The sequence below is a fragment of the Halobacillus litoralis genome, assembly GCF_009856445.1.
Lineage (GTDB): Bacteria > Bacillota > Bacilli > Bacillales > Halobacillaceae > Halobacillus > Halobacillus litoralis.
Genome location: NZ_WMFA01000001.1, coordinates 985,655 through 1,008,004 on the forward strand (window position 1 = coordinate 985,655; position 22,350 = coordinate 1,008,004).

At 42.4% G+C, this 22,350-nt stretch carries 27 protein-coding genes; 18 read left to right on the forward strand and 9 right to left on the reverse strand.

The window, feature by feature from the left end:
- Positions 1-6 precede the first annotated feature (6 nt).
- Together GLW00_RS04515 and GLW00_RS04520 are read right to left on the reverse strand one after the other, a co-directional pair.
- Positions 7-624 carry a LysE family translocator gene (locus tag GLW00_RS04515; protein WP_160911590.1) on the reverse strand — a complete coding sequence of 206 codons (618 nt, stop codon included), beginning with the start codon at positions 622-624 and terminating at the stop codon, positions 7-9.
- Between the two features lie 712 nt (positions 625-1,336).
- Complete coding sequence (locus GLW00_RS04520) at positions 1,337-1,963, reverse strand: spore coat protein (RefSeq protein ID WP_160911592.1); 627 nt, start codon at positions 1,961-1,963, stop codon at positions 1,337-1,339.
- Positions 1,964-2,379: 416 nt separating this feature from the next.
- On the opposite strand from GLW00_RS04520, the gene GLW00_RS04525 reads away from it, so the two are divergent.
- Positions 2,380-2,985, forward strand: coding sequence for a YpjP family protein (locus tag GLW00_RS04525; protein ID WP_160911594.1), 606 nt, complete (start codon positions 2,380-2,382; stop codon positions 2,983-2,985).
- A 30-nt stretch (positions 2,986-3,015) separates the two neighbouring features.
- On the opposite strand, the gene GLW00_RS20875 is transcribed toward GLW00_RS04525, so the two are convergent.
- Positions 3,016-3,213, reverse strand: coding sequence for a winged helix-turn-helix transcriptional regulator (locus tag GLW00_RS20875; RefSeq protein WP_160911596.1), 198 nt, complete (start codon positions 3,211-3,213; stop codon positions 3,016-3,018).
- 210 nt (positions 3,214-3,423) lie between these two features.
- Between GLW00_RS20875 and GLW00_RS04535 the strand changes: the two genes are divergently transcribed.
- Together GLW00_RS04535 and GLW00_RS04540 are read left to right on the forward strand one after the other, a co-directional pair.
- Complete coding sequence (locus tag GLW00_RS04535; RefSeq protein ID WP_160911598.1) at positions 3,424-4,404, forward strand: zinc-binding dehydrogenase; 981 nt, start codon at positions 3,424-3,426, stop codon at positions 4,402-4,404.
- A 17-nt stretch (positions 4,405-4,421) separates the two neighbouring features.
- Positions 4,422-4,916: a lactoylglutathione lyase family protein gene (locus tag GLW00_RS04540; protein WP_160911600.1), complete on the forward strand. Its 495-nt coding sequence runs from the start codon at positions 4,422-4,424 to the stop codon at positions 4,914-4,916.
- Between the two features lie 57 nt (positions 4,917-4,973).
- Here GLW00_RS04540 and murB read toward each other — a convergent pair whose 3' ends face one another.
- A complete protein-coding gene (murB, locus tag GLW00_RS04545; protein WP_160911602.1) occupies positions 4,974-5,894 on the reverse strand; it encodes a UDP-N-acetylmuramate dehydrogenase in 921 nt (306 codons plus the stop codon).
- A gap of 254 nt (positions 5,895-6,148) precedes the next feature.
- Between murB and GLW00_RS04550 the strand changes: the two genes are divergently transcribed.
- From GLW00_RS04550 to GLW00_RS04560, 3 genes are all read left to right on the forward strand, one after another.
- Complete coding sequence (locus GLW00_RS04550) at positions 6,149-6,307, forward strand: DUF1540 domain-containing protein (RefSeq protein WP_160911604.1); 159 nt, start codon at positions 6,149-6,151, stop codon at positions 6,305-6,307.
- Between the two features lie 197 nt (positions 6,308-6,504).
- The gene (gene ilvD, locus GLW00_RS04555; RefSeq protein ID WP_160911606.1) at positions 6,505-8,205 is read left to right on the forward strand and encodes a dihydroxy-acid dehydratase; all 1,701 of its coding nucleotides are present in this window, start codon (positions 6,505-6,507) and stop codon (positions 8,203-8,205) included.
- Positions 8,206-8,772: 567 nt separating this feature from the next.
- Complete coding sequence (locus tag GLW00_RS04560; RefSeq protein WP_160911878.1) at positions 8,773-9,345, forward strand: histidine phosphatase family protein; 573 nt, start codon at positions 8,773-8,775, stop codon at positions 9,343-9,345.
- Between the two features lie 30 nt (positions 9,346-9,375).
- On the opposite strand, the gene GLW00_RS04565 is transcribed toward GLW00_RS04560, so the two are convergent.
- Both GLW00_RS04565 and GLW00_RS04570 read right to left on the reverse strand, forming a co-directional pair.
- Positions 9,376-9,789, reverse strand: coding sequence for a VOC family protein (locus GLW00_RS04565; RefSeq protein WP_160911608.1), 414 nt, complete (start codon positions 9,787-9,789; stop codon positions 9,376-9,378).
- A gap of 84 nt (positions 9,790-9,873) precedes the next feature.
- Positions 9,874-10,413 carry a flavodoxin family protein gene (locus tag GLW00_RS04570; protein WP_160911610.1) on the reverse strand — a complete coding sequence of 180 codons (540 nt, stop codon included), beginning with the start codon at positions 10,411-10,413 and terminating at the stop codon, positions 9,874-9,876.
- A gap of 107 nt (positions 10,414-10,520) precedes the next feature.
- Here GLW00_RS04570 and GLW00_RS04575 point away from each other — a divergent pair, with 107 nt between their 5' ends.
- The 5 genes from GLW00_RS04575 (at position 10,521) to hpaB (ending at position 16,292) form a co-directional block, all read left to right on the forward strand.
- A complete protein-coding gene (locus GLW00_RS04575; protein WP_160911612.1) occupies positions 10,521-11,402 on the forward strand; it encodes a LysR family transcriptional regulator in 882 nt (293 codons plus the stop codon).
- Positions 11,403-11,629: 227 nt separating this feature from the next.
- The gene (locus GLW00_RS04580; RefSeq protein WP_160911614.1) at positions 11,630-11,740 is read left to right on the forward strand and encodes a YhfH family protein; all 111 of its coding nucleotides are present in this window, start codon (positions 11,630-11,632) and stop codon (positions 11,738-11,740) included.
- A gap of 70 nt (positions 11,741-11,810) precedes the next feature.
- Positions 11,811-13,403, forward strand: coding sequence for a malate synthase A (gene aceB / locus GLW00_RS04585; RefSeq protein ID WP_160911616.1), 1,593 nt, complete (start codon positions 11,811-11,813; stop codon positions 13,401-13,403).
- 12 nt (positions 13,404-13,415) lie between these two features.
- Positions 13,416-14,708, forward strand: a complete 1,293-nt coding sequence (aceA, locus tag GLW00_RS04590) for an isocitrate lyase (protein WP_160911618.1) — start codon at positions 13,416-13,418, stop codon at positions 14,706-14,708.
- A 144-nt stretch (positions 14,709-14,852) separates the two neighbouring features.
- On the forward strand, positions 14,853-16,292 hold the full coding sequence (gene hpaB, locus GLW00_RS04595; RefSeq protein WP_160911620.1) for a 4-hydroxyphenylacetate 3-monooxygenase, oxygenase component: 1,440 nt from the start codon (positions 14,853-14,855) through the stop codon (positions 16,290-16,292).
- A gap of 11 nt (positions 16,293-16,303) precedes the next feature.
- Here the strand turns inward: hpaB and GLW00_RS20445 are convergent, their stop codons facing one another.
- On the reverse strand, positions 16,304-16,441 hold the full coding sequence (locus GLW00_RS20445; protein ID WP_167356006.1) for a hypothetical protein: 138 nt from the start codon (positions 16,439-16,441) through the stop codon (positions 16,304-16,306).
- 126 nt (positions 16,442-16,567) lie between these two features.
- On the opposite strand from GLW00_RS20445, the gene GLW00_RS04600 reads away from it, so the two are divergent.
- Positions 16,568-16,768 carry a YozQ family protein gene (locus GLW00_RS04600; RefSeq protein WP_237417411.1) on the forward strand — a complete coding sequence of 67 codons (201 nt, stop codon included), beginning with the start codon at positions 16,568-16,570 and terminating at the stop codon, positions 16,766-16,768.
- A complete protein-coding gene (locus GLW00_RS04605; RefSeq protein ID WP_335808435.1) occupies positions 16,768-17,028 on the forward strand; it encodes an alpha/beta-type small acid-soluble spore protein in 261 nt (86 codons plus the stop codon). Before GLW00_RS04600 ends, GLW00_RS04605 begins: the two co-directional genes overlap by 1 nt.
- A 37-nt stretch (positions 17,029-17,065) precedes the next feature.
- Here the strand turns inward: GLW00_RS04605 and GLW00_RS04610 are convergent, their stop codons facing one another.
- Positions 17,066-17,449: a hypothetical protein gene (locus GLW00_RS04610; protein WP_160911623.1), complete on the reverse strand. Its 384-nt coding sequence runs from the start codon at positions 17,447-17,449 to the stop codon at positions 17,066-17,068.
- A gap of 136 nt (positions 17,450-17,585) precedes the next feature.
- Between GLW00_RS04610 and GLW00_RS04615 the strand changes: the two genes are divergently transcribed.
- Both GLW00_RS04615 and GLW00_RS04620 read left to right on the forward strand, forming a co-directional pair.
- Entirely contained in the window at positions 17,586-18,182 is a 597-nt protein-coding gene (locus tag GLW00_RS04615) for a serine/threonine-protein kinase (protein WP_160911625.1), read from the forward strand.
- A gap of 66 nt (positions 18,183-18,248) precedes the next feature.
- Positions 18,249-18,488, forward strand: coding sequence for a hypothetical protein (locus tag GLW00_RS04620; RefSeq protein ID WP_089651410.1), 240 nt, complete (start codon positions 18,249-18,251; stop codon positions 18,486-18,488).
- Positions 18,489-18,530: 42 nt separating this feature from the next.
- On the opposite strand, the gene GLW00_RS04625 is transcribed toward GLW00_RS04620, so the two are convergent.
- A complete protein-coding gene (locus GLW00_RS04625) occupies positions 18,531-19,289 on the reverse strand; it encodes a TrmB family transcriptional regulator (RefSeq protein WP_160911627.1) in 759 nt (252 codons plus the stop codon).
- 333 nt (positions 19,290-19,622) lie between these two features.
- On the opposite strand from GLW00_RS04625, the gene GLW00_RS04630 reads away from it, so the two are divergent.
- The 3 genes from GLW00_RS04630 to GLW00_RS04640 all read left to right on the forward strand — a co-directional run bounded on the left by GLW00_RS04630 (position 19,623) and on the right by GLW00_RS04640 (position 22,273).
- Positions 19,623-20,792, forward strand: a complete 1,170-nt coding sequence (locus tag GLW00_RS04630) for an MFS transporter (RefSeq protein ID WP_160911629.1) — start codon at positions 19,623-19,625, stop codon at positions 20,790-20,792.
- A 210-nt stretch (positions 20,793-21,002) separates the two neighbouring features.
- Positions 21,003-21,179: a YfhD family protein gene (locus GLW00_RS04635; protein ID WP_160911631.1), complete on the forward strand. Its 177-nt coding sequence runs from the start codon at positions 21,003-21,005 to the stop codon at positions 21,177-21,179.
- Between the two features lie 188 nt (positions 21,180-21,367).
- On the forward strand, positions 21,368-22,273 hold the full coding sequence (locus GLW00_RS04640) for a glycine betaine ABC transporter substrate-binding protein (RefSeq protein WP_160911633.1): 906 nt from the start codon (positions 21,368-21,370) through the stop codon (positions 22,271-22,273).
- The last annotated feature ends 77 nt before the right edge of the window (positions 22,274-22,350 follow it).

Below are 22,350 nucleotides of genomic sequence, written 5' to 3' on the forward strand. Positions count from 1 at the left end.
GACTGTCTATCCAACAAACATCTTGATTGCCTGATATCCAAAATAAAGCCCAAAGCCAATCAGCATAAGTCCTGAAAGTACAGAAACGCCTCGGAGCAATCTTGATGTCATCCATCTTCTAGCACCTGAAGCGGCTCCAGCCATTGTCAGGTCCCACAACATGATTCCAATAAAAATTCCCCCGCTGTAAACAAGAAGTTGAGCTTGTTCATATTGAGAAGAGATTTGAGCTAAAATGGAACCATAAATACCGATCCAGAAAAGAATATTCAAAGGATTGGATAACGCCATAAGAAACCCTGTCCGAAAAGCTTTCTTTTTTGTGGAAGAAAGGGAACGATCCGTTTCTTCTGTATGGGAGGCAGTCATACTTTCTATGCCTGTATAAATCAGTACGAAAGCACCGAAAGACCAAAGGAACGTTTTTACTAAAGGCAGTTCTACGTATTGAGCAAGTCCAAAGTAAATCAGGAGCATAAATAAGGCATCTGCACACATCGCTCCTACTCCCACAAGCCAGGCATGCCAAAAACCATACCGAATCCCCTTGTCAAACTGGGCAGCATTGATGGGACCAATGGGAGCAGATAATGATAGGCCGAGAAGAATATAACTGAAAAGCAAGATGAGCTGCCTCCTTTATAGGTGCATGTCCCTATACTATATTAAAACGTTGCTCCTTGTATTAATAAAATCCTAAATTCCCTAATTCCACTATAGCTCCCTATACTTGAAGACTCAGTTTCGAGACTTCTGTTGGGTGGATGGGGCTGCGGGGAATAGCTCGCTTTCCGCGGGAGCGCGGTGAGCCTCCTCGGACTGCGTCCTGTGGGGTCTCACCAAGCACTTTTTTCCCGCAGGAGTCTCGCCATTCCCCTCCGCCCCTTTACCGTGGAAGGTTCTCGAAACCACTTCCTGAATAATCAGCTATTCAGGGTGAGGAGAGCATAAAGATAATACTCCCAAGTCGAGGTACTTGAAACCTGAAAGCTTGATACACAGCGTTTTCTGCCTACAACAATCAGGATAGTGGGAGACCTTCTAACTTGGTATAAGGGTTCGTTTTCCCCCTTCGTCGAATGGGGTGGTTGGGAAGCTGCGAGACTCCCGTGGGAGAAGGAGATAGGCGAGATCCTGCAGGACGCAGTCCGAGGAAGCTCGGCGCTCCCCCACAGGAAAGCGAGTAGCTTCCCAGCCACCCCTGACGCTCAACCCGGGCAACGAACCCTGGAAAGTCTCGAAACTGAGTCTTCCACAATCCTGCCATAAAGTTTAAGGTTGAATCGTATACGTATTAAACAAGGACGCCTGCTGAGAAGCGGGCGTCCTTGTTTGTTTAGTGCGGCATATTTCCTTGTGGAGCAGTTGTATAGCTTTGCAGCATTTGGTTCATGTCTTGTTGTTGCAACTGAGGAACCTGGTAGTACCCATGCTTATTCTGATAAAGGAAAATCTCATAACTCATCTCGATGAAGTTCGGAACACTGTCTGCAACCACTCGGCGCAAGACAGGGTTCGTCATTTCCAGAGCAGTCATGGACAATAAAGTTGCAAGTGTCTTTGTTTGTCCGAGCATATAAGCAGAAAGCCCTTTATCCGCAAGTTCATTGACGGACTGGTTCGGTTTCTTTGGTTGGCCGGGTTTGATGCCGTATACGACTTCGTTACTTTGCTGCATTTTGTATTGTTGTGTTTCTTGAGCAGGATCCTGCCCTGTACTGAAACTCTGAACAATAGTATTGTACATTTGGGTCACAAACGCATGTTGGCGCTGCTGAATGCTTTGAAGCTCTGGGTCCTGGATATGCTGGGCATACATTTGGTACTGATCAAGCATATTGATTAAACTTGCGATGACTTCATGAGCATCAAATAACTCATGACCGCCGTGGTTTTTATTCACCATGTTTTGAGGCATTTGCTGACCTTGCTGGTTTTGATTTTGTCCTTGATTGGGATTCATATCTTTTCCTCCTCCTTTTTCATCCTTTAAGTTTTCCTTATTTTCTTGTTTCATGTACAGGGAAAGAAAACCACATCCCACATGGTAAAAAAACAGAAGAAAAAGAAGACAGGCAGATAAAAGTACTAGGATGTCGATATGAAGGTAGCTGATGACTCCAACCAGATGGTTAACTTGTTTAAAAGCAGATGAGGAATTTCAAAGGTATGGTTTGAATATGGGATTTTCATAAGTGGGGAAAGTTGGCTGGCATTCTGGAAGACCGGGTATTATAGGCATTTTTAAAGACCCGAATGGTATGCGATGATTATTCAACAAAAATGTGACAATATGGAAACGGTTTCTTTTTACTTATGGACAACTTCGTAGAAAATGATAAAATGAAGTCATCCTGAAGTAGAGGGAGATTGTCTGTAATGAAGCCGTTAATGAGAAAAGTATTTGTTGTACTTATATCTGTCATGACTTTAGGCCTTTACGTTCCACCGATGCAGATCGACACAGATGCTGCTGATAAAAAAGAGCTGTCGGCTGATCGGCATGTGCAAGAAACACCTCATTCCACAAAAACAGAAGAATTACACATAGCACCTCCATCATCTGCAGCACCTTTGACCACTGATGATTGGATTGAAACCATAACGGAGCAAGCGAAAACACAGACGCTTACAAAGATGGGGCCACGAATTATTGAAAAAGTAGATGAAGACATGACTACAACGATTTTACCTAAGATCGAAGAGGTAATGGGAGAGATTCTTACATCTGCTGATGAAAACGAAGTTCCTTATTATGAAATTACTGAAGATCCGTCCCCTGGATACGGTGAAAGAATTTTTAATATCCATAACAAGCATACAGACGAAGAAGTTGCCCGTTTTCATGTCCGCAGGGATAAGCGGCCGGGTGAAGGATACTGGTTCAACTTCCATTATCATTTGCAGGAGGACAACTTCATGAAACACCATGAACTTGGCGAGATATATTGGGAAAAAAACACACCACCGAAGTGGATGTCCTAACAAAGAAAGCGACCTTATAACAGGTCGCTTTTATTTTTGCATAAAATCCCGGCCTGTCCAACAGCTGTTCATCTGAATCCCTTCATTTTCAGCGTAATCATCGCCCCATTGACACATTCCATAAAGAACCGGCTGGAGATTGCGTCCGTAATCCGTAGTAGAATAAACCACTTTTGGAGGAACTTCTTCAAAAACCGTCCGCTTTACAAGTCCATGTCCCTTTGCCACCGATTAAATCGATCACTAAATTAATGGCACACTGGTATTCCGATTGCAGCTGTTTCATTGTGTGTCCCTCATTTCTATCCAATGATAGGTTACCCTTTAGTAACTCAGTTACTGAAAAGTGCCTTCTTGTTTCTATCTGTGCCTCTCGTTAGTATATAGTATATCGTTTCACTAATTGAAGGAAACTGTTTAATAAGGAGATGAAGACGGATGAAAGCACTGCTTTTACATGATAAAAATAAATGGAAAGAAATGAAAGTAGAGGAAGTAGAGAGACCTCACCCCCAAAAAGGAGAAGTTCTAATTGAAGTACATGCGGCAGGATTGAACCCTGTTGATTATAAGACCGCAACGAATGGCAACCCGAATTGGACGTATCCTCATATTCTGGGACTGGATGGTGCAGGAACAGTTGTAGAGCTCGGGGAGGATGTGACCGAGTGGGAAAAAGGGGATCGAGTAGTCTACCATGGTGATCTATTGAAAAGTGGGGCTTATGCTCAATATGCAGTAACGACGGCCCATACGATTTCGCGAATCCCTGATAAAATCACCTTCGAAGAGGCGGCGGCCCTCCCGACAGCTGGCTATACCGCTTATCAAGCCATTCATCGTAAGCTTCCGCTCGATCAAGTGGACACCATTCTAATTCATGCAGGAGCAGGAGGAGTCGGAGGCTTCGTTATTCAACTTGCAAAAGCGGCAGGAAAGACGGTCATAACCACAGCTTCTGCTCATAACCATGATCATGTCCGTCAGTTAGGCGCAGACTTCGTTATTGATTACCGTAATGAAGATGTACATCAAAGGGTCAAGGAAATCACGGAAGGTAAAGGGGTGGACGCAGTCGTGGATGCAGTAAGCCGTGATAATGCGACAGCATCACTCGACTACCTTGCCTTTATGGGTCATTTGGTATATATCGCTGGTGCACCTGATTTCACTAAAATAAAACCCTTTACTACCGTTGTGTCGTATCACGAAATAGCCCTTGCAGCGGCCCATAGAGCGGATATAGAATCCCAAAAAGACCTTGGTGTTATCGGAGACGAAATACTCGAAATGATGGCTGATGGTAAACTTTCTTCCCTACTGGAAGAGACCATCTCATTAGAGGAAGTTCCGCAGGCCCTTGAGCGTCTGTCTGAACGTCATGTGAAAGGTAAAATCGTAGCGAAAATAAAATCATAAAGAAGGAGTTTTTTATTATGTACCCATACCCAAGAAGTTTTTCACACATCGGTTTGTCAGTTCCAAATTTAGAAAAAGCGATTGAGTTTTATACAGAATTATTCGGGTGGTATGTCATTATGGAACCGTCAGATGTCCATAACGATGATACACCAGTCGGTCAGATGTGCCGGGACGTTTTCGGCAATGATTGGGACACATTCAGAATTGCTCACCTATCCACCGGAGATAAGATAGGGATTGAACTTTTTGAATTCCCGCATCAGGAAGAGCCGGAAAACAACTTTGAATATTGGAAGACAGGCATATTCCATTTCTGTATTCAAGACCCGAATATCGAAGAAGTTGTCGAGAAAGTAAAGGCTAAGGGTGGGAAACAACGCATGCCTATTCGCGAATATTACCCTGGTGAGAAACCATATAAGATGGTTTACGTAGAAGATCCTTTTGGTAATGTTTTCGAAATTTACACCCACAGTTACGAATTGACCTATTCCAGTGGGGCTTACTGAGAAACAAAAATATTGGCGAGATAATAGAAAGAGCCTGCGCTTAGCGCAGGCTCTTTTTTAGTCTTTGTCATCACCGATGATTCGTACTTCTCTTTCCAAATCGACGCCGAATTTTTCTTTCACTGTTTTTTGAACATGTTCAATCAAAGAGATGTAATCAGAAGTTGTTGCATTATCTTTATTGACGATAAACCCAGCATGCTTTTTAGAAACTTCGGCACCACCGATATTGGTTCCTTGAAGATCGCTGTCCTGTATCAGCTTACCGGCAAAATATCCAGGTGGTCGTTTAAAGACACTTCCACATGAAGGGTATTCCAGTGGTTGTTTAGATTCACGCTTGTACGTCAAGTCATCCATCACTTCTCTAATTTCCTCATACTTAGCAGGCTTCAGATGGAAGGTGGCTTCTACGACGATATCTCCATTAGCTGAAATGTTACTGGTTCGATAATCAAGATCAAGTTCAGCAGCGAGCCGCTTTACAAGGTTTCCATGTTTATCTACCACATAGGCATAATCAAGCACATCTTTGATTTCTCCACCATAAGCTCCTGCATTCATGTATAAAGCACCGCCGACAGTTCCGGGGATTCCACAGGCGAACTCTAATCCGGATAAATGCTTATCAAGAGCATAACGGGAGGTATCAATGATACGGGCACCACTTTGGGCGACCACTGTGTTGCCTTCAGAATAGATGGTATCCAGATGTTTTAAGTTGATGACGATTCCACGTATACCACCGTCTTTAATAATTAAGTTTGATCCATTGCCAAGCAGAGTGAAAGGAATGTTGTCTTCATTCGAAAGCTTAACGACATTTTGGATTTCTTCGTAGGATGTTGGAGTAATGAAAAAATCGGCTTTTCCTCCAAGCTTTGTGTACAAGTGGTCTTTCAACATTTCATCCACTTTAACATTTTCCTCTTTCACGACTTCCAACAATTTATTATAGATCTTTTGCTTCTTATCCATAAACACCAGTCCTATTTTAAGTTGATTATAATCTGATTGGACCTCAATCAGTTTTTCCAGCGACCTCTTTCATACAATTTATGAAATAACGGGGGAAAAGTTTCATTTTGACCTTATACAATCACGCTTCCTATTCTATCACAAATCGAAGATGTCATTGTGGGTGATTTTGCCTCAGGCCTTTATGGGGAGGACTGGAAAGAATATTCAAAGCCATGACAGCAGAAAATAACAGCTATAGGGAGGTGTTAGATGTGGCGCTGGATGTAAAATGTGAAGTCCGAAACTGTGTTCATAACAATGACGGGATTTCCTGCGGAGCAGATGAAATTTTCGTAGTCAGTCATAAAGGTAAAAAAGCGAGCAACAGCGAAGAAACGGATTGTAAAACATTTGAACCTGCAAATGTATAAGGTCCCCCCTATATATATGGGTCTGCTTTTCAGCAGGCCTTTTTTTCATTTTTTTCTCTTAATGAAAGCGTTTTAATTGTAAGGAATGTTTATTATATTCAGAAAAATCATTGCTATGCTTCTTAGTTGTTAGTATCATCATGGTAAGTTATTTCATTTACAAAATGATTCGGCCATTTATAAAAGGAGTGTTAGGGATGGAGAAAACGAAAAAAGATTTAAGAATAAGAAGTAAAGACATCAGTGAAGGCGTCAATCGAGTCCCGAACCGCTCGATGTTGAGAGCTGTTGGATTTACAGATGAAGATTTCCAAAAACCTATGATTGGAATTGCGAGTACATGGAGTGAGGTTACCCCTTGTAATGTACATATCGATAAGCTAGCACAAGAAGCGAAAAATGGAGCCGGTGAAAATGGCGGAGCTCCTATGATTTTCAATACAATTACAGTAGCTGACGGAATTGCGATGGGCCACGAGGGGATGTTTTATTCCCTTCCAAGCCGTGAAGTGATTGCAGACTCCATTGAAACCGTCACAAATGCGGAAAGACTGGATGGTCTGGTCGCCATCGGCGGCTGCGACAAAACGACACCTGGCTGCTTAATATCTATTGGACGTTTGAACATTCCTTCGGTGTACGTATATGGAGGAACGATTCAACCAGGAAAGCTTGATGGAGAGGATATTGATATTGTTTCGTCTTTTGAAGCTGTAGGAAAGTACCATGAAGGACAGATCGACGACGAACAGCTGCACAGAGTTGAATGTCATGCATGTCCTGGAGCAGGTGCTTGTGGTGGAATGTATACTGCTAACACAATGGCTTCTGCTGTGGAAGCTTTAGGGATGAGTATTCCTGGTTCTTCCTCTACACCAGCGATTAATGATTACAAAGAAACGGAATGTAAACAAGCGGGTGAGCTCGTCATCGAGTTGCTGGAAAAAGAGATCTATCCTCGCGATATCATGACAAAAGAAGCATTTGAAAATGCCATCACCGTAGTAATGGCTCTTGGTGGATCTACGAATGCATTCCTTCACCTCCTTGCCATGGCCCATTCTGCTGGAGTGGATTTGACTCTGGATGACTTTGAGCGCATCAGACAGGAAGTCCCTCATATTGCAGATATGAAGCCTAGTGGTAAATATGTCATGCAGGACTTGTATGAAAGCGGCGGTGTTCCAGCTGTTATGAAATTACTTCTTGAAGAAGGTTTATTGCATGGGGACTGCCTGACCGTTACCGGGAAAACGGTCGCTGAAAACTTGGCAGAAGTTCCTTCTCTAAAAGAAGGTCAGAAGGTCATTGTTCCGTTTGACCAGCCCATCAAAGAAAAAGGGCCACTCGTCGTTCTGAAAGGAAACCTGGCGCCAGAAGGTGCCGTTGCTAAAATGTCCGGACAGAAAATCAGCCGTTTTGAAGGACCTGCACGTGTGTACAATAGTGAAGATGAAGCGACGGAAGCGATTGTCAACGATGAGATTAAAGAAGGAGACGTTCTGGTCATACGAAATGTCGGTCCAAAAGGAGGACCTGGCATGCCGGAAATGCTTTCGATTACAGCTATGATTGTAGGAAAAGGACTGGGTGGAAAGGTTGCTCTACTTACAGATGGTCGTTTCTCAGGTGGATCCCACGGATTCGTAATCGGCCACGTTGCTCCTGAAGCAGTCGTTGGAGGTCCCATCGGACTGCTGAAAGAAGGGGACACCATCACGATCGACAGTGATACGCAGCAAATTAATTTTGAAGTTAGTGATGAAGAATATGAGCGTAGAAAAAGCGAGTGGAAACGCCCTGAGCTTAAGCATAAACGAGGCGTACTGGCGAAGTATGCGAGACTCGTATCTTCCTCATCCAAAGGTGCCGTTACCGACTTGGATCTTGATGAATAAAAATAAATTCCACTAAAGCCCGGACTACATTCCGGGCTTTTCTATGTAGTCCCAACAATATTTCACAAAAGCTCCCTTTAGTGGAAGACTCAGTTTCGAGACTTTTGTTGAGTTACGGGGGCTGCGGGGAATAGCTCGCTTTCCGCGGGAGCGCGGTGCGCCTCCTCGGACTGCGTCCTGTGGGGTCTCACCAAGCACTTTTTTCCCGCAGGAGTCTCGCCATTCTCCCTTTATCACTATAGATTCAGGATCTGTGAAAGACACTCATACTGGGCAAAGGGGTTCGTTTCTCACTTTTATCGTATGGGGTGGCTGGGAAGCTGCGAGACTCCCGTGGGAGAAAGGAGATCGGCGACATCCCGCAGGGCGTAGCCCGAGGAAGCTCGGCACTCCCCCACAGAAAAGCGAGTAGCTTCCCAGCCACCCTTGACTCCAAATATGGCAAACGAAGCCCCCAAACATCTCGAAACTGAGTCTTCCACAATCTTGCCATTATGTGTAATAAGTATTGTATTAAAGGATATGGTTACCTTTTTATAGAAAAAGAAGGAGGGAGGTTGGTTGGAAATGACAAAGGTAGCATTGATTAGACATGGAAGTACACGGTGGAATAAAGAAAAAAGAGCGCAGGGAAGTTCTGATATTCCATTAGATGAAGAAGGTAAGGCAGATGCTCTGAAATTAGCTGAGCGCTTACATAAAGAAACATGGGATATTCTTTATTCAAGTCCTTTGAAGAGGGCAAAGCAGACAGCGAAAATCATTAGTGAAAAAGTAGGATTGGCTATCCAATTTGATACACGAATAGAAGAAGCCAGTGGTGGCCAGATCGAAGGAACGACAGAACCAGAAAGAATTGAAAAATGGGGAGAGGATTGGCGGTCTTTGGACTTGGGTATTGAAACGCCTCACAGTGTTGTTTCCAGGGGGAAGGCGTTTATGGATGATGTTTTAAAGAAACATGCAGGGAAGAAAGTAATCGTAGTTAGTCACGGTGCTCTAATTAGTCACCTATTAAGGGAACTGGATAGTCAAAATGTAAGAGATGAACATATGAAAAATACTTCTTTATCAGAAGTTCATCTTAGAGAGGAACAATGGTTTTGTGATCGTTTTAATTGTACGATCCATTTGGATTGAGAGAAGCGGCTCAGGGATGAGCCGCTTTATTTATTGCTCTTTTGTGTAGTTCAGATCCCAGGTTATTCCATAAGGGTCTTTCACTTTGGCATACGTAGCACCCCAAAAGGTATCCTGAAGTTCCATCAAGACGTTTCCATCATTTTTTAAACGGTCATAATACGTTTGAATTTCATCAGTACTTTCACATTCTAATACGAGGGCGATATTGCTCCCGGTCTTAACATTTTGATCTGTGAATGAGTCTGAAACCATAAAGAACAAAGCATCTTTTTTGAATTGTGCATGCATGACTCGCTGGTCCATTTCCTCAGGGGTTTCAAAATCTGCCTCGCCAAAGGTTTGTAAATTGATAACCTCACCATGAAAAATTTGTTTGTAATAGTCCAGGGCTTCTCCTGCGTTACCGTTGAACGTGAAATAAGGGGTAGCTTGATGCTTCATAGCCGTGAAACACTCCTTTTGGAAATTTTTTGATCCACCATCATTATAAGCTGTTGGGAGAAATAAAACAAGAACATTTGTTCGTCATTTCTTCAAGGTGCGATTCCAGGCACTCATTTTGTCCAAGGCAAGCAAATCCTCTTTAATTTCTCCAGGTTTGACGGCATTTCCTATTACATAATCTTCAAATGACATCCCTACAAAATCGAAGATATGGCCGAACTGTTGAATTAGTGGCAGGCCCGTGACATAAGGGTTGCTTCCACCTGTAGTAATGACATAGGCTCTCTTTCCTTTTACCTGATTCTTAAAATCAAATCGATCATCACGCATATATTGGGACCAGCGGTCGAAGAACAACTTCATATGAGAAGTCATTCCAAACCAATAGATAGGAGTGACAAAAATGATAAGATCATGTGTTAAGAAATCAGACAGTACAGTTTCATAATCGTCATCGACACGGCGAAACCCGCCTTCTGTATGCCGCCTGTCAGAGATAGGGTTAATTTTATAATCACTTAGACGTATTTGTTTATGTTCAATTCCTTCAAGGGCCTGGTTGACGAGGTATTCAGAATTACCGTTCTCTCTTGAACTCCCTAAGATCGTCAATATTTTCATTGTATCCGCCTCCTTTACTTCTTCAAAAAGTATATCATTGAACATCTCATCATTGTTATCTATACTTATCGATACTAACTATTGTAAAAAATGATAGAGGTGTACGTATGGACATATCCTATTTTTACACATTTAAAGAAGTGGCCAAGTGGGGGAGTTATACCCGTACGGGGGAAGAACTCGGTTATGCTCAGTCCAGTGTGACAACACAAATCAAAAAGCTTGAAGATTACTATGGGGTGAGACTTGTTGAACGTGCTGGACAGACGATGCGTTTAACTCAGTCTGGCGAACAGCTTTTACATTATGTTGACCAGGTCATTGATTTACTTGAAGAAGCGGAAAGTAAGGTTTCGAAAAATGTACAAATGCGGGGAACTGTTAGGATTGGAGCAGTTGAATCCTTGGCTGCTTATTTTATATCCAAGTCTTTGAAAGCTTTTAAAGAGCAGAATCCTGACCTTCGAATCCAGTTGGAATCCGGACTCTGTCCCAATCTTAAAGAAGGTGTGCTAGAAAGCCATTATGATCTCGCTGTTGTTCTCGATGAAGAAGTGAAGCACCCTCTTCTGGAAACTTTACTTTTACGAAAGGAAAAAATGGTCATTGTTGCTGCTAATGAACACCCGCTTGTTGGCCAGGAGCAGATTAATATACGGCGGATAGAGGATGAAACGCTCATTCTTACAGAGAAAGATTGTTCATATAGGAATATGTTGGAGGGGATATTAAAGAAAAGAGCAGTCGAACCCCGCTCAGTGATTTCATTTACAAGTCTTGAAGCGATCAAACAATGTGTCATTGACGAGCTGGGAATAGCGATGCTCCCGGAAATGACGGTAGCAGGGGAGCTTGAGAATGGGAGTCTTCGTGCTTTGGACTTTGACCATCAAGGCTTAGCATTATACATTCAAATTATTCATCATCAAAAGAAGTGGCTGTCTCCATCGCTGGAAAAGTTTATCCAATTACTTTATGAGCGAAGATGAAAACGGCGTAAACTGTATTGGAACAGTACGGTTAGGATTTGTAAGGGATAGAATGAAATGGAAAATAAAAAAGGCGCTAAACCCTTTAACAGCGCCTTTTTAGTATCCAACATCCGCCTAAATTTAAAAAACTTTCAGAAAATGGTTGCAATTCCCCTTCCTCCACAGTAAACTGTACCATAACAGATAAACAAAATGAATTCTGTTATAACAAAGGAGGAGCTAGTATGAAAAAACAACAAAACGTCCCTTGCCCGCAGTGTGGTTCACAAATCGAAGGTCATACTTACAATTACATGATGGAATGTGATCGTTGCCTTTCCAAAAAAGATGAATAAATTTTGTGGTAACTGTTATATAACAAATTTATTTGTTGGTAGTTAGTATACAACAGAGGGTGGCGATTCAATGGAAACAAAATTGTCTGGAATACAAATTCATGGAACAATGCACGAAGGATTTGCAGAGATTCTAACAGATGAAGCTTTATCGTTCATTGTTGAATTACATGAAGAATTTAATGATAGAAGAAAACAGTTGCTTTCAGATCGAATAATGACGCAGAAGAAACTGGATCAAGGAGAGCGGCCGGATTTCCTGAAAGAGACGGAGCACATCAGAAATACTGATTGGACGATATCCCCTATACCTGACGATCTTAAGGATCGTCGGGTAGAAATTACAGGCCCAGTAGATCGGAAGATGGTCATCAATGGTCTCAATTCCGGAGCGAAGGTATTCATGGCTGATTTTGAGGATGCGAACGCTCCGACATGGCTGAACACTATTCATGGCCAGATTAACTTGAGGGATGCTGTGAGAAGGAACATTCGATTTGAGAATTCAAACGGAAAGGTCTACAAGTTAAATGAAAAGACGGCTGTCCTTAAAGTACGACCTCGTGGATGGCATTTAGAAGAAAAACACATGACTTACAATCAGGAGCGGCTTTCAGGCAGTCTTGTGGACTTTGGGCTCTATTTTTTCCATAATGCTAAAAAGCTTATAGAAAATGGTTCGGGACCTTATTTTTACTTACCAAAGCTTGAAAACCATCGAGAGGCGAAGCTGTGGAACGATGTATTTGTCTTTGCTCAAGATTATTTGGATATTCCACAAGGAACGGTGAAAGCGACAGTCTTAATAGAAACGATTTTAGCCGCCTTTGAGATGGATGAAATCCTTTATGAATTAAGAAATCACTCGGCTGGATTGAATTGTGGCCGTTGGGATTATATCTTCAGCTACTTGAAAAAATTCCGTCATGATGAACGTTTTTTATTGCCTGACCGGGCGGATGTGACGATGACTGTCCCATTTATGAGAGCTTATTCGCGGTTAACCATTCAAACCTGTCATAAACGAAAGGCTCATGCCATGGGAGGAATGGCAGCCCAAATACCTGTAAAAAACGATAAAGAGAAAAACGACGCTGCTTTTGAAAAGGTCCGTGCAGATAAGGAGGGTGAAGTGAAAGATGGCCACGACGGGACGTGGGTCGCCCACCCGGGCATGGTAGAGACAGCCATGGAGATTTTTAACAAACATATGCCTGACGAGAATCAGATACAAAGAGATCAAACGTCTGTCTCCTATCGTGCAGAGCAATTGCTTGAAGTACCTGATGGATCAATTACAGAGCAGGGGTTAAGAACAAATATAAACGTAGGGATCCAGTATATCGCCTCTTGGCTGGATGGAAGAGGAGCAGCACCTATTCATCATTTGATGGAGGATGCAGCTACAGCGGAAATCTCGAGAGCGCAAGTTTGGCAATGGATCAGACACCCAAAAGGAATATTAAAAGATGGTCGGGAGATTACGATGGAGCTTTACGCATCATTGAAAGAAGAAGAGCTCGAAGCGATTCGCTGGGAAGTTGGAGAAAGTGTTTTCGAAAACGGTTCCTATATGGAGGCCGCACAATTATTCGATCGATTGATCCGTAACGATGATTTTACTGAATTTTTAACATTAGAAGCCTATAACCATATATCTTAAGGGGGATTTCACATGAATGAGCGTGTAGAAAAGTTGCATCACCAGTGGCAGGATGAGAGTCGATGGAGCGGAGTGCAAAGACCATATGAAGCCGAAGAAGTCATTCGGTTAAGAGGGTCCATGGATATTCAGCATACCTTAGCGGAGAAAGGTGCCGAAAAACTGTGGAAGTTAATGAACGAGGAAGATTATGTCCACGCGCTGGGTGCTTTGACAGGAAACCAGGCGATGCAGCAGGTGAAAGCAGGATTAAAAGCCATCTATTTGAGTGGATGGCAAGTGGCTGCTGATGCCAACCTCTCAGGACATATGTATCCTGATCAAAGCTTATATCCGGCAAATAGCGTACCTCAAGTGGTGAAAAGGATTAATCAAGCCTTGCAAAGAGCGGATCAAATTCATCATATGGAAGGAAAAGAGGACATTGACTGGTTTGCGCCTATAGTTGCAGACGCTGAAGCAGGCTTTGGCGGGCAGCTGAATGTGTTCGAGTTGATGAAAGGAATGATTGAAGCGGGTGCTGCAGCCGTTCACTTTGAAGATCAACTTTCTTCAGAGAAAAAATGTGGTCACCTAGGAGGAAAAGTCCTTTTGCCGACACAGACGGCGGTTAGAAATTTGATTTCCGCAAGGTTTGCTGCGGATGTGATGGGCACTCCAACGATTATCATAGCAAGAACCGATGCGAATGCAGCCGATCTTATCACGAGTGATGTGGACCCATACGACGCGCCATTCATTACTGGAGAGAGAACAGCTGAAGGTTTCTTCAAAACAAGGTCTGGATTGGATCAGGCGATTGCACGTGGCTTGGCTTATGCGCCATATGCTGATCTTGTTTGGTGTGAAACATCAGAACCTAACCTGGATGAAGCTCGTCGTTTTGCGGAAGCCATTCATGAGCAATATCCTGGAAAGCTCCTGGCTTACAACTGCTCTCCTTCTTTCAACTGGAAAAAGAAGTTGGATGATGAGACCATTGCAAATTTCCAGCGGGAGCTTGGGGAAATGGGCTACAAGTTCCAATTCGTTACATTGGCAGGGTTCCATGCCTTGAATCACGGCATGTTCGAACTTGCTCGTCAATATAAAGATCGTGGGATGGAAGCTTATTCGGAACTTCAGCAGGCAGAGTTCGCAAGTGAAATTCACGGGTATTCAGCAACACGACATCAGCGTGAGGTTGGAACAGGATATTTTGATGAAGTCGCTCAAGTAATTTCAGGTGGAACATCATCAACCACGGCATTGAAAGGTTCCACAGAAACTGAACAATTCAATTCTGAAACCGCCAGCCCTTCATAAAAAAAGCGTGCATGCTAGGGAGAAACGTCTGGAGTGTGACTCTCCGGGGGTTTCTTTTTTTGTCCATAAATCACAATTCTCCACCAAATTAATATGGTATGATATCAGTTATTTTCAGTGATTGTGAAAATCAGGAGTGATATCATGCCGGTGATTTCAGGAAAAGAATATAAAAAACGAATGGATGCAATGAATGCGGAAGTCTGGGTGGGTGGAAATAAAGTGACGGGCAATATTTCTGAACATCCCGCTTTCAAAGGGGCTATCCGCAGTCAGGCAGAACTCTACGATCTTCAATATGATAATCAAAAGGATATGACTTTTTCCTCTGAAACGACAGGAAACCGATTAGGGTTGTCTTACTTAATTCCAAAAACGAAGGGTGATTTGGAAAGAAGGAGGAAAATGATTCAACGGTGGGCCCTTCACTCAGGAGGTGTAATGGGAAGAAGCCCGGATTATATGAACACGGTGCTTGCTGCTTTCGCTGCATCTATAGATGTATTGGATGGAGAAGAGAATTGTCATCCGGAGCGGCTTCTTCAATTTTATGAATATGCTCGAGAGAAGGATCTGTCGTTCACCCATACTTTTGTTAACCCTCAAAGCAACCGGTCGAAATTAGCGTTCCTGGAAGAGGATGTCACCAATGCTCGGATCATGGACCGGACCGATCAAGGCCTGATCATTAAAGGAGCCAAACTTCTGGCAACGCAAGGAGGAATAACGGATGAGATCATTGTCTTTTCCGCTCCTGGTGCTCAGGATAATGCACACGCCTACTGCTTTTCTATCCCCAGCAACACGAAAGGATTAAAGTTTGTATGCAGAGAGTCCTTTGCTAATCAAGGGTCATCTTATGATTATCCTTTATCGTCACGTTTCGAAGAGATGGATACCATCGTCATTTTTGATGATGTTCTCGTACCATGGGACCGTGTTTTCATACACGATAATATAAGGGCAGCTACCCGTATGTATGTGCAGGGGAAATTTGTTCCTTTTACCTTACATCAAATTGTTTCACGGCAAATTATAAAAACGGAATTTCTTTTAGGAATCGCTCAAGGAATTGTTGATACCATCCAAATTGGGGATTACCAACATGTTCAAAGTAAAGTTGTGGAAATAGTCAAAGGGTTAGAAGTCATGAAGGCACTTGTCATCAAATCAGAACAAGAAGCGGCCGTTGATGCTTCAGGAATTATGGTTCCTGCAAAACAATCGTTATATGTGGCTGTTAATCAATTTCAAGAATCGTATCCAAGGTTTGCTGAGATCCTTCAGGTTCTTGGAGCCAGCGGCATGATGTCCATTCCACAAAAAGCGGATTTTGAAGGAGAAGTCGGAGAACAGCTTAATCATTATCTGCAAGGGGTCGAAGTGAAAGGAGAAGACCGTGTCTCCCTTTTTCGGTTAGCCTGGGATTTGACGATGAGCAGTTTTGGTTCGAGGCAAACCTTGTATGAACGATTCTTCTTCGGTGATCCTGTACGGCTTTCGCAAACCATTTATCAACTTTATGATGACACCAAAGCACTAGAAACCATCCAACCTTTCTTAACAAAAAAAGCTGACAAATAAATGTCAGCTTTTTATCGTTTAGCATTCGCTTTTTTTGCTTTTTGTTCTAACTGAGAGCGAGGTTGCTGATCTGCCACATCTTCAGAAAGTCCCTGTGGGTTTACTGTGTTGCCGGCATTTCGTTTGAATGCATTGCTTTTCTTACTCATAAGCACACCTCCTAACGCTTATTTTGCAGTAAAGCCCGGTTTTTATCCATGTTTTCAACAGGCAAAAGCTTACAACGAATGGGCTGATCAAACATGCAAAGGCTAAGCGAAAAGGAGGATTCAGGTATGAAGAAAAATCAAATGAAACGTAATCGTAATCAAAATAGCGACGACTTCAGTTCCGAGGGCTTATCCATTACCCAGGAGCAAGTATCCGACACGCTCACAGAGGGTACGTACGATGCTAAAATTGATGAAGTGGATGAAAATGGTCAGTTGATCAGCCATAAGGGTGAAGGTATTAAAAAAGGAAAGAAGCGTGACTGATGATGGCCCGAAGAAATAAACTGCTTGTTCCAGAAGCAAGGGCAGGACTCGATCAGCTGAAAGCCGATCTCCTACACTCATCCTCTCCAGAACAAACGAAATATGAAGTAGCAGAGGAACAAGGAATACCTTTGAAAAAAGGTGACAATGGTGATTTATCTACGAGGGATGCAGGTAAAATCGGAGGACAGATTGGCGGCCGTATGGTAAAAGAATTGATTCGCAGAGCTCAACAACAAATGGAACAAGATCAAAAGTAAGAGGCGCCGAACAGCGCCTCTTTTTTCACACTCGTTATTATCTATTGGCTAATAGGTGTTTTGGATGCATCATCATTAATTGATCAAGTTCTTTTTTATGGGTTAGGAATGCAGATTTATTTTTATTTATAAGAGACTGGTCAATCTGGTATTGATGCACAAGAATCGCTAATTCCATGTCCATTTCTGTATAAAGGGAACGGTCTTCATATTTTTCATCGATAAAAGGAATGGACATGTAAAAAGGATCGGCATCATTTTTTTTAACCGCGATATACCAGCCTGCATGGTCTACATAAAAGGGATCCTCCAGGATGTGAAGGTGATCGCCTTGGTTGAATTCAATAATTTCGTGGCACGTGCATTCTTGATTGCCTTTTTCGTAAGTGAACGTTTGTAGAACGGTTAAGGTATTCTCCATAGCCATTCTCCTTTCAAGGTGATAAAACAATAATAATTGATAATGATTATCAATGTCAAACAAAAATACGCTTCTTTTTCTGAAATTTTGGTATAATGATATAAATAAAATGGCTTTTTCATAGAGGAGAATCTTTATGGGGAATATCAAAGATTTGGTTGGAAAAGTGCAGTTTGACGGGGACCGTGTCATCGGTGTTCCCCCAGAGTTCCTGTGGATTGGTCAGGGAAGAAGTGCCGTGGTCTACCGGTTGAAAGGAACAGACTTAGCGATAAAAATTTTTTATCCTGGTTACGAAGAGCTGGCACACATTGAAGGGGAAGTATACGAGAAGCTGAATAACCATGAGTTTTTTCCAGCTTTTTATGAAAAAGGAGAAGGGTATTTGACCATGCAGTACGTGGAAGGAATCACTTTTTATGACTGCCTCGTCAATGGAGTGGCTATCACAGAAGAGATGGTCCAACGTGTAGATGAGGCGCTGGAATTTGCCTGCCGCTTAGGCTTTAACCCATCTGATACCCATTTGAAGAACATCCTTCTCACTACTGACGGTGAAGTGAAAGTAATTGATGTGGTCCGTTTCACGCAGGAGTTTGATTGTCCGCATTGGCGTGACTTAAAAAAAGCTTATGAGACTTTTTACCAGCGCCGCTATGTACCGAAAAAATTCCCGAGATTTTTTATAGAGTTCATCATCCGTTTGTACCGCAAACGGTTGTTGCCGATTTAGAAGGGTCTGTTGTTTGATCATCCATTTTTCTGGGAAAACCCTGAACTAGAAAGGTGGAATGTAATCATGACCCAACATCGTTTAAGTGATGTAGAAGTCGGTAAAAATTACAAGGCAAAAGAGTTAGACAGTTTTGTATCCACAACTGATGTACTTGTTCTTTCCAACAATGATTCACAACTGTTCACAGAACCTGAAAGGGAGTATAAAGTTGTCGATGCATTTGAAGGTTTTTTTGAACATTCCTCTGAAGACGGAGAGAAGTATTTCCGTGAAAAGAAAGCCTATGTGGTAGAAAAGGTATAGAAAAAAGGCGTCCAGGATGGGCGCCTTTTTTATGTTGGAAAATCAGTATCTTAGTTTCATGAGGATTTCCTTGATTTCCTTATCGGCCATAAGTACTTTCTCGTATTTCTTCGTAATTTCAGTCAAGGCGACATCATGATAGAAGAATTCCGTAAAGAATTTTACTAATGGTTTGGACAAGGTATGAATGCCTTGAAACGCATCCCCCTCCACGCCCGCAAATAAAATTTCCTCGTGGTCAATGATCATGAGCTTGTGCCTTTCAAGGGCATCGTGTTTTTCATCAGGAAGAAGGACATGGGCATGCAGCTTTCCTGAATCCAGTTCACCGACAGAAAGAAGCTCTACTTTGATGCCTTCTTTCTTTTTTTCTTCCAGGAGAGGGAGAAAGGAAGCTAATTCATCGCTCCATCCGGTAACGAGTATTTCCTTCTTTGCGGTTTGAATCCGTTCTTTTAATAAAGCTTTGATGGAAGCATCATTCTGAATGGTCCATACCCGTTCATCCGAATCGTGAAGTTTAAAGTTCGTATTTCTAATTTCGTCGATGTTGGCTTGAAATTCAGTGGTCAGCTTCTCGATCGTCGTTTCCAGTGAGAGGGCCGTGTAGAGTTTTTTCCTTTCTTGAAATGAAGTGAGAATCAACCCTTTTTCTACAAGGCGCTGAAGGACTTCATAGATCTTCGATTTAGGGACTTGCGAGTATTTGACGATGGATGTAGCATCCATCGGTTCCTCACTTGCTGTAAGGACTTCAAAAACTTGGCTTTCATACTGAGTAAATCCGAATTTCTGTAACATCATGTACCTCGCTTTTTGTGAACGATTTTAGGTTAGTTGTAAAATAACCTTATTCAATATAACGGCAGGATTGTTGAAAACTCAGTTTCGAGAAGTTTGTTGAGTGGATGGGGCTATGGAAAGCGAACCTTTTGCCGTAGCCCCTAGAATCACACGAACATCTCGAAACTGAGTCTTCAAGAAATGGGAGCTATGGTGTAATGGAATCATTTTATTGATGCTTTAGATTTAGAATACATGGAGGAATGAAAAACGTAAACATTTCCTCTTGTTTTATCCCTTTCTATTAGGTTACCATTATAGTGGTAACCTAATAGAAAGGGTCATGCAATTATGAATAAAAAAGTATATTTGTTAGCACTTGTTGCGTTTGTTGTCGGAACCGTAGAATTGATTATCGGTGGGATTTTAGACCTTGTGGCTGATGATCTTGGTATTACCCTTGGTCAAGCAGGACTGCTGATCACTATTTTTTCTCTGGTATTTGGGGTGGCGTCGCCGATTTTACTTACGGCTACCGCTCGGTTTGACCGGAAAAAATTAATGCTGATCACACTGGTTATTTTCTTTTTTGGAAACATGCTTGCCTACTTGAGTCCGAATTATGCCACAATCATGCTAGCTAGGGTTTTAACTGCAGCGAGCGGATCGTTGCTTGTGGTTCTCGCTGTGACGATTGCTTCTGCCATTGTGACTAAAGAGTATAGAGGGAGAGCGATAGGTACCATCTTTATGGGCATCAGTGGTTCTCTTGTACTTGGAGTTCCCATTGGACTGACGATAGGCAATAGCTTTGGCTGGAGAGCTCCTTTTCTACTGATTAGTGTACTTAGTATGCTCTCCTTTGTAGCTGTATGGTTTTCTCTGGGGAATATTGCTCCAAAACCCGTTATTTCTTTGAAAGAGCAATTACGGACGTTGAAAGATAAAAAAATCTTTTCTGCACAGCTGACCTCGTTCTTATTTTTGACCGGACATCTTGCCTTGTATGCTTACCTGACTCCATTTCTTAAATCGGAAATGGGGATGAACGGGACCTGGGTGAGTATCGTTTACTTCATCTTCGGTGTTGCTGCGGTGATGGGGGGAGGAGTCGGAGGTTTCTTATCAGACAAATTCGGATCTGAAAGAAGCATTCTAGGCATTATCCTCGTCTTTGCGGTCGCTATTTTCACCATTCCACATGTTACCTTCTCCCTTCCCTTATTCTTAATGGTGATGGTGATTTGGAGTGCATTGAGCTGGGCAGTAACACCTGCACAACAAAACTATCTGATTTCCTCTGCGCCTGAAACGTCAGATATTCAGCAAAGCCTGAACAATTCTGCGTTACATTTCGGAATTGCTTTTGGTTCTTCCATCGGTGGAATTGTCATTGAGCAGAGTTCCGTTATTCATAACGCTACAGTTGGAGGATTCTTCGTGCTTGTCGCACTGGCCACCGCCTATTTTTCCATTACACGTGGGCGGCAAACGTATGAACAGGAAGCCATGCAGCAATAATAACAATAATACAAAATCCCGCCGGACACGGTGGGATTTTTGTTTATCCGAGTTTCATTTCCTTTGTGGTAACTTTTTGTAAAAAGTGTGTGAACCTCATAAATGTGTTGATTAGAAAGAACAAAAGGATTCTGATGGTTTATCTGAAGAATATTTTTGGGCGAATAGAAAAATACTATCATTGTTCCAACTAAAAAGGAGGGGAATGACATGGGTAGAGACGAACACCGTAAGAACAAAGGGAAACAAAAGCGTAAGTTACCTCAAACTCCTAAAAATCAGAAGAACATTGATGTAGAGTTCTCTGAAGAATTAGCGGATCGTGAAGATAAAATCGCTCAAGAAAGAGCGGAAGCTGCAGACCGCCGAGCTCACAAAAAACAATAATTGGTAAAAATAGCCACACCAGGTCATCCATAATTTGGAAGACCTGGTGTGGAATATTCATGCATAAATACATTTTGTACAGTTTAAAATGTTTGAACTAAAATTACTACATGGTATAATTCTGAGTTGTGCTTATAACAGGAATCACATAGTTGAATGTATAAATACTTAGAGGAGGTCATTTGGTTATGAAACAATGGCGTAAATGGTTACCAGCTGTATTTCTTGGAATTCTGTTGACATTAGCTGCTTGTGGCGGAGAATCCGGTGAAGATGCATCGAATGGTGACGAAGGAGAAAATGCTGAAACATCTGAAGAAAAAGGAACAGTAAGAATTGGTATGAACAATTGGGCGGAGAACGTTGCCGTATCGAATATGTGGAAACTTGTACTTGAAGAGAAAGGATACACTGTTGAGCTGGAGCAAGTAGAAAAAGGTTTCCTTTATGAAGCCTTATCCAGTGGAGATCTTGATATCGGTATGGAAATCTGGCTCCCGAACACAGACAAGGCGTTTTACGAAAAATATAAAGAAGATATCGACTGGCGCGAAACATGGTATGAAGGTACAAAATTAGGCCTGGCTGTACCCAGTTATATGGAAGATGTTAATTCCATTGAAGATTTGAAAGGTTCCGATGCATTTCCTGACAAACAGATCGTAGGGATTGATGCAGGCGCAAGTATTATGTCTTTAACAGAAGACGCGATTAACGAATATGATTTGGATTATACGCTGGCAGCATCTTCAGAGCCGACGATGATCACAGAGTTGAAGAGTTCTCTTGAGAGTGAAGAACCAATCGTTGCGACTCTATGGAAGCCACATTGGGTATTCTCTGAAATGGACCTGAAGTTCCTTGAAGATCCTAAAAACGTTTATGGGGATTCCGAAAATATCTCTTATGCTGCCCGTAAAGGGTTGGAAGAGGATCAGCCTCAAGTGGTCAAGTGGTTTGACAACTTTATGTTGAATGATGATGAACTGGGCAGTCTCATGGCCAGCATCAATGAAGCTGGCGATGCCCAGGAAGGTGCGCAGAAGTGGATTGATGAGCACCAGGACGTTATCGATGAATGGACAAAAGAATAATACACCAAAGCCCCGCTCCTCTAAGAGTGGGGCTTTTTTAGCTACCCAGATTGATCAGCGACTCATGAATCAGCCTC

Excerpts from the sequence above, each read along its gene's own strand:
- murB (WP_160911602.1), bottom strand. The coding sequence starts at position 5,894 with ATGGATAAGAAGCAAAAGATCTATAATAAATTGTTGGAAGTCGTGAAA.
- GLW00_RS04630 (WP_160911629.1), top strand. The coding sequence starts at position 19,623 with ATGAATAAAAAAGTATATTTGTTAGCACTTGTTGCGTTTGTTGTCGGA.
- GLW00_RS04635 (WP_160911631.1), top strand. The coding sequence starts at position 21,003 with ATGGGTAGAGACGAACACCGTAAGAACAAAGGGAAACAAAAGCGTAAG.
- GLW00_RS04600 (WP_237417411.1), top strand. The coding sequence starts at position 16,568 with ATGAAGAAAAATCAAATGAAACGTAATCGTAATCAAAATAGCGACGAC.
- GLW00_RS04525 (WP_160911594.1), top strand. The coding sequence starts at position 2,380 with ATGAAGCCGTTAATGAGAAAAGTATTTGTTGTACTTATATCTGTCATG.
- GLW00_RS04625 (WP_160911627.1), bottom strand. The coding sequence starts at position 19,289 with ATGTTACAGAAATTCGGATTTACTCAGTATGAAAGCCAAGTTTTTGAA.
- GLW00_RS04570 (WP_160911610.1), bottom strand. The coding sequence starts at position 10,413 with ATGAAAATATTGACGATCTTAGGGAGTTCAAGAGAGAACGGTAATTCT.
- GLW00_RS04605 (WP_335808435.1), top strand. The coding sequence starts at position 16,768 with ATGATGGCCCGAAGAAATAAACTGCTTGTTCCAGAAGCAAGGGCAGGA.
- GLW00_RS04565 (WP_160911608.1), bottom strand. The coding sequence starts at position 9,789 with ATGAAGCATCAAGCTACCCCTTATTTCACGTTCAACGGTAACGCAGGA.
- GLW00_RS04580 (WP_160911614.1), top strand. The coding sequence starts at position 11,630 with ATGAAAAAACAACAAAACGTCCCTTGCCCGCAGTGTGGTTCACAAATC.
- GLW00_RS04620 (WP_089651410.1), top strand. The coding sequence starts at position 18,249 with ATGACCCAACATCGTTTAAGTGATGTAGAAGTCGGTAAAAATTACAAG.
- ilvD (WP_160911606.1), top strand. The coding sequence starts at position 6,505 with ATGGAGAAAACGAAAAAAGATTTAAGAATAAGAAGTAAAGACATCAGT.
- aceB (WP_160911616.1), top strand. The coding sequence starts at position 11,811 with ATGGAAACAAAATTGTCTGGAATACAAATTCATGGAACAATGCACGAA.
- GLW00_RS04575 (WP_160911612.1), top strand. The coding sequence starts at position 10,521 with ATGGACATATCCTATTTTTACACATTTAAAGAAGTGGCCAAGTGGGGG.
- GLW00_RS04610 (WP_160911623.1), bottom strand. The coding sequence starts at position 17,449 with ATGGAGAATACCTTAACCGTTCTACAAACGTTCACTTACGAAAAAGGC.
- GLW00_RS04615 (WP_160911625.1), top strand. The coding sequence starts at position 17,586 with ATGGGGAATATCAAAGATTTGGTTGGAAAAGTGCAGTTTGACGGGGAC.
- GLW00_RS04535 (WP_160911598.1), top strand. The coding sequence starts at position 3,424 with ATGAAAGCACTGCTTTTACATGATAAAAATAAATGGAAAGAAATGAAA.
- aceA (WP_160911618.1), top strand. The coding sequence starts at position 13,416 with ATGAATGAGCGTGTAGAAAAGTTGCATCACCAGTGGCAGGATGAGAGT.
- GLW00_RS04640 (WP_160911633.1), top strand. The coding sequence starts at position 21,368 with ATGAAACAATGGCGTAAATGGTTACCAGCTGTATTTCTTGGAATTCTG.
- hpaB (WP_160911620.1), top strand. The coding sequence starts at position 14,853 with ATGCCGGTGATTTCAGGAAAAGAATATAAAAAACGAATGGATGCAATG.
- GLW00_RS20445 (WP_167356006.1), bottom strand. The coding sequence starts at position 16,441 with ATGAGTAAGAAAAGCAATGCATTCAAACGAAATGCCGGCAACACAGTA.
- GLW00_RS04560 (WP_160911878.1), top strand. The coding sequence starts at position 8,773 with ATGACAAAGGTAGCATTGATTAGACATGGAAGTACACGGTGGAATAAA.
- GLW00_RS04540 (WP_160911600.1), top strand. The coding sequence starts at position 4,422 with ATGTACCCATACCCAAGAAGTTTTTCACACATCGGTTTGTCAGTTCCA.
- GLW00_RS04520 (WP_160911592.1), bottom strand. The coding sequence starts at position 1,963 with ATGAATCCCAATCAAGGACAAAATCAAAACCAGCAAGGTCAGCAAATG.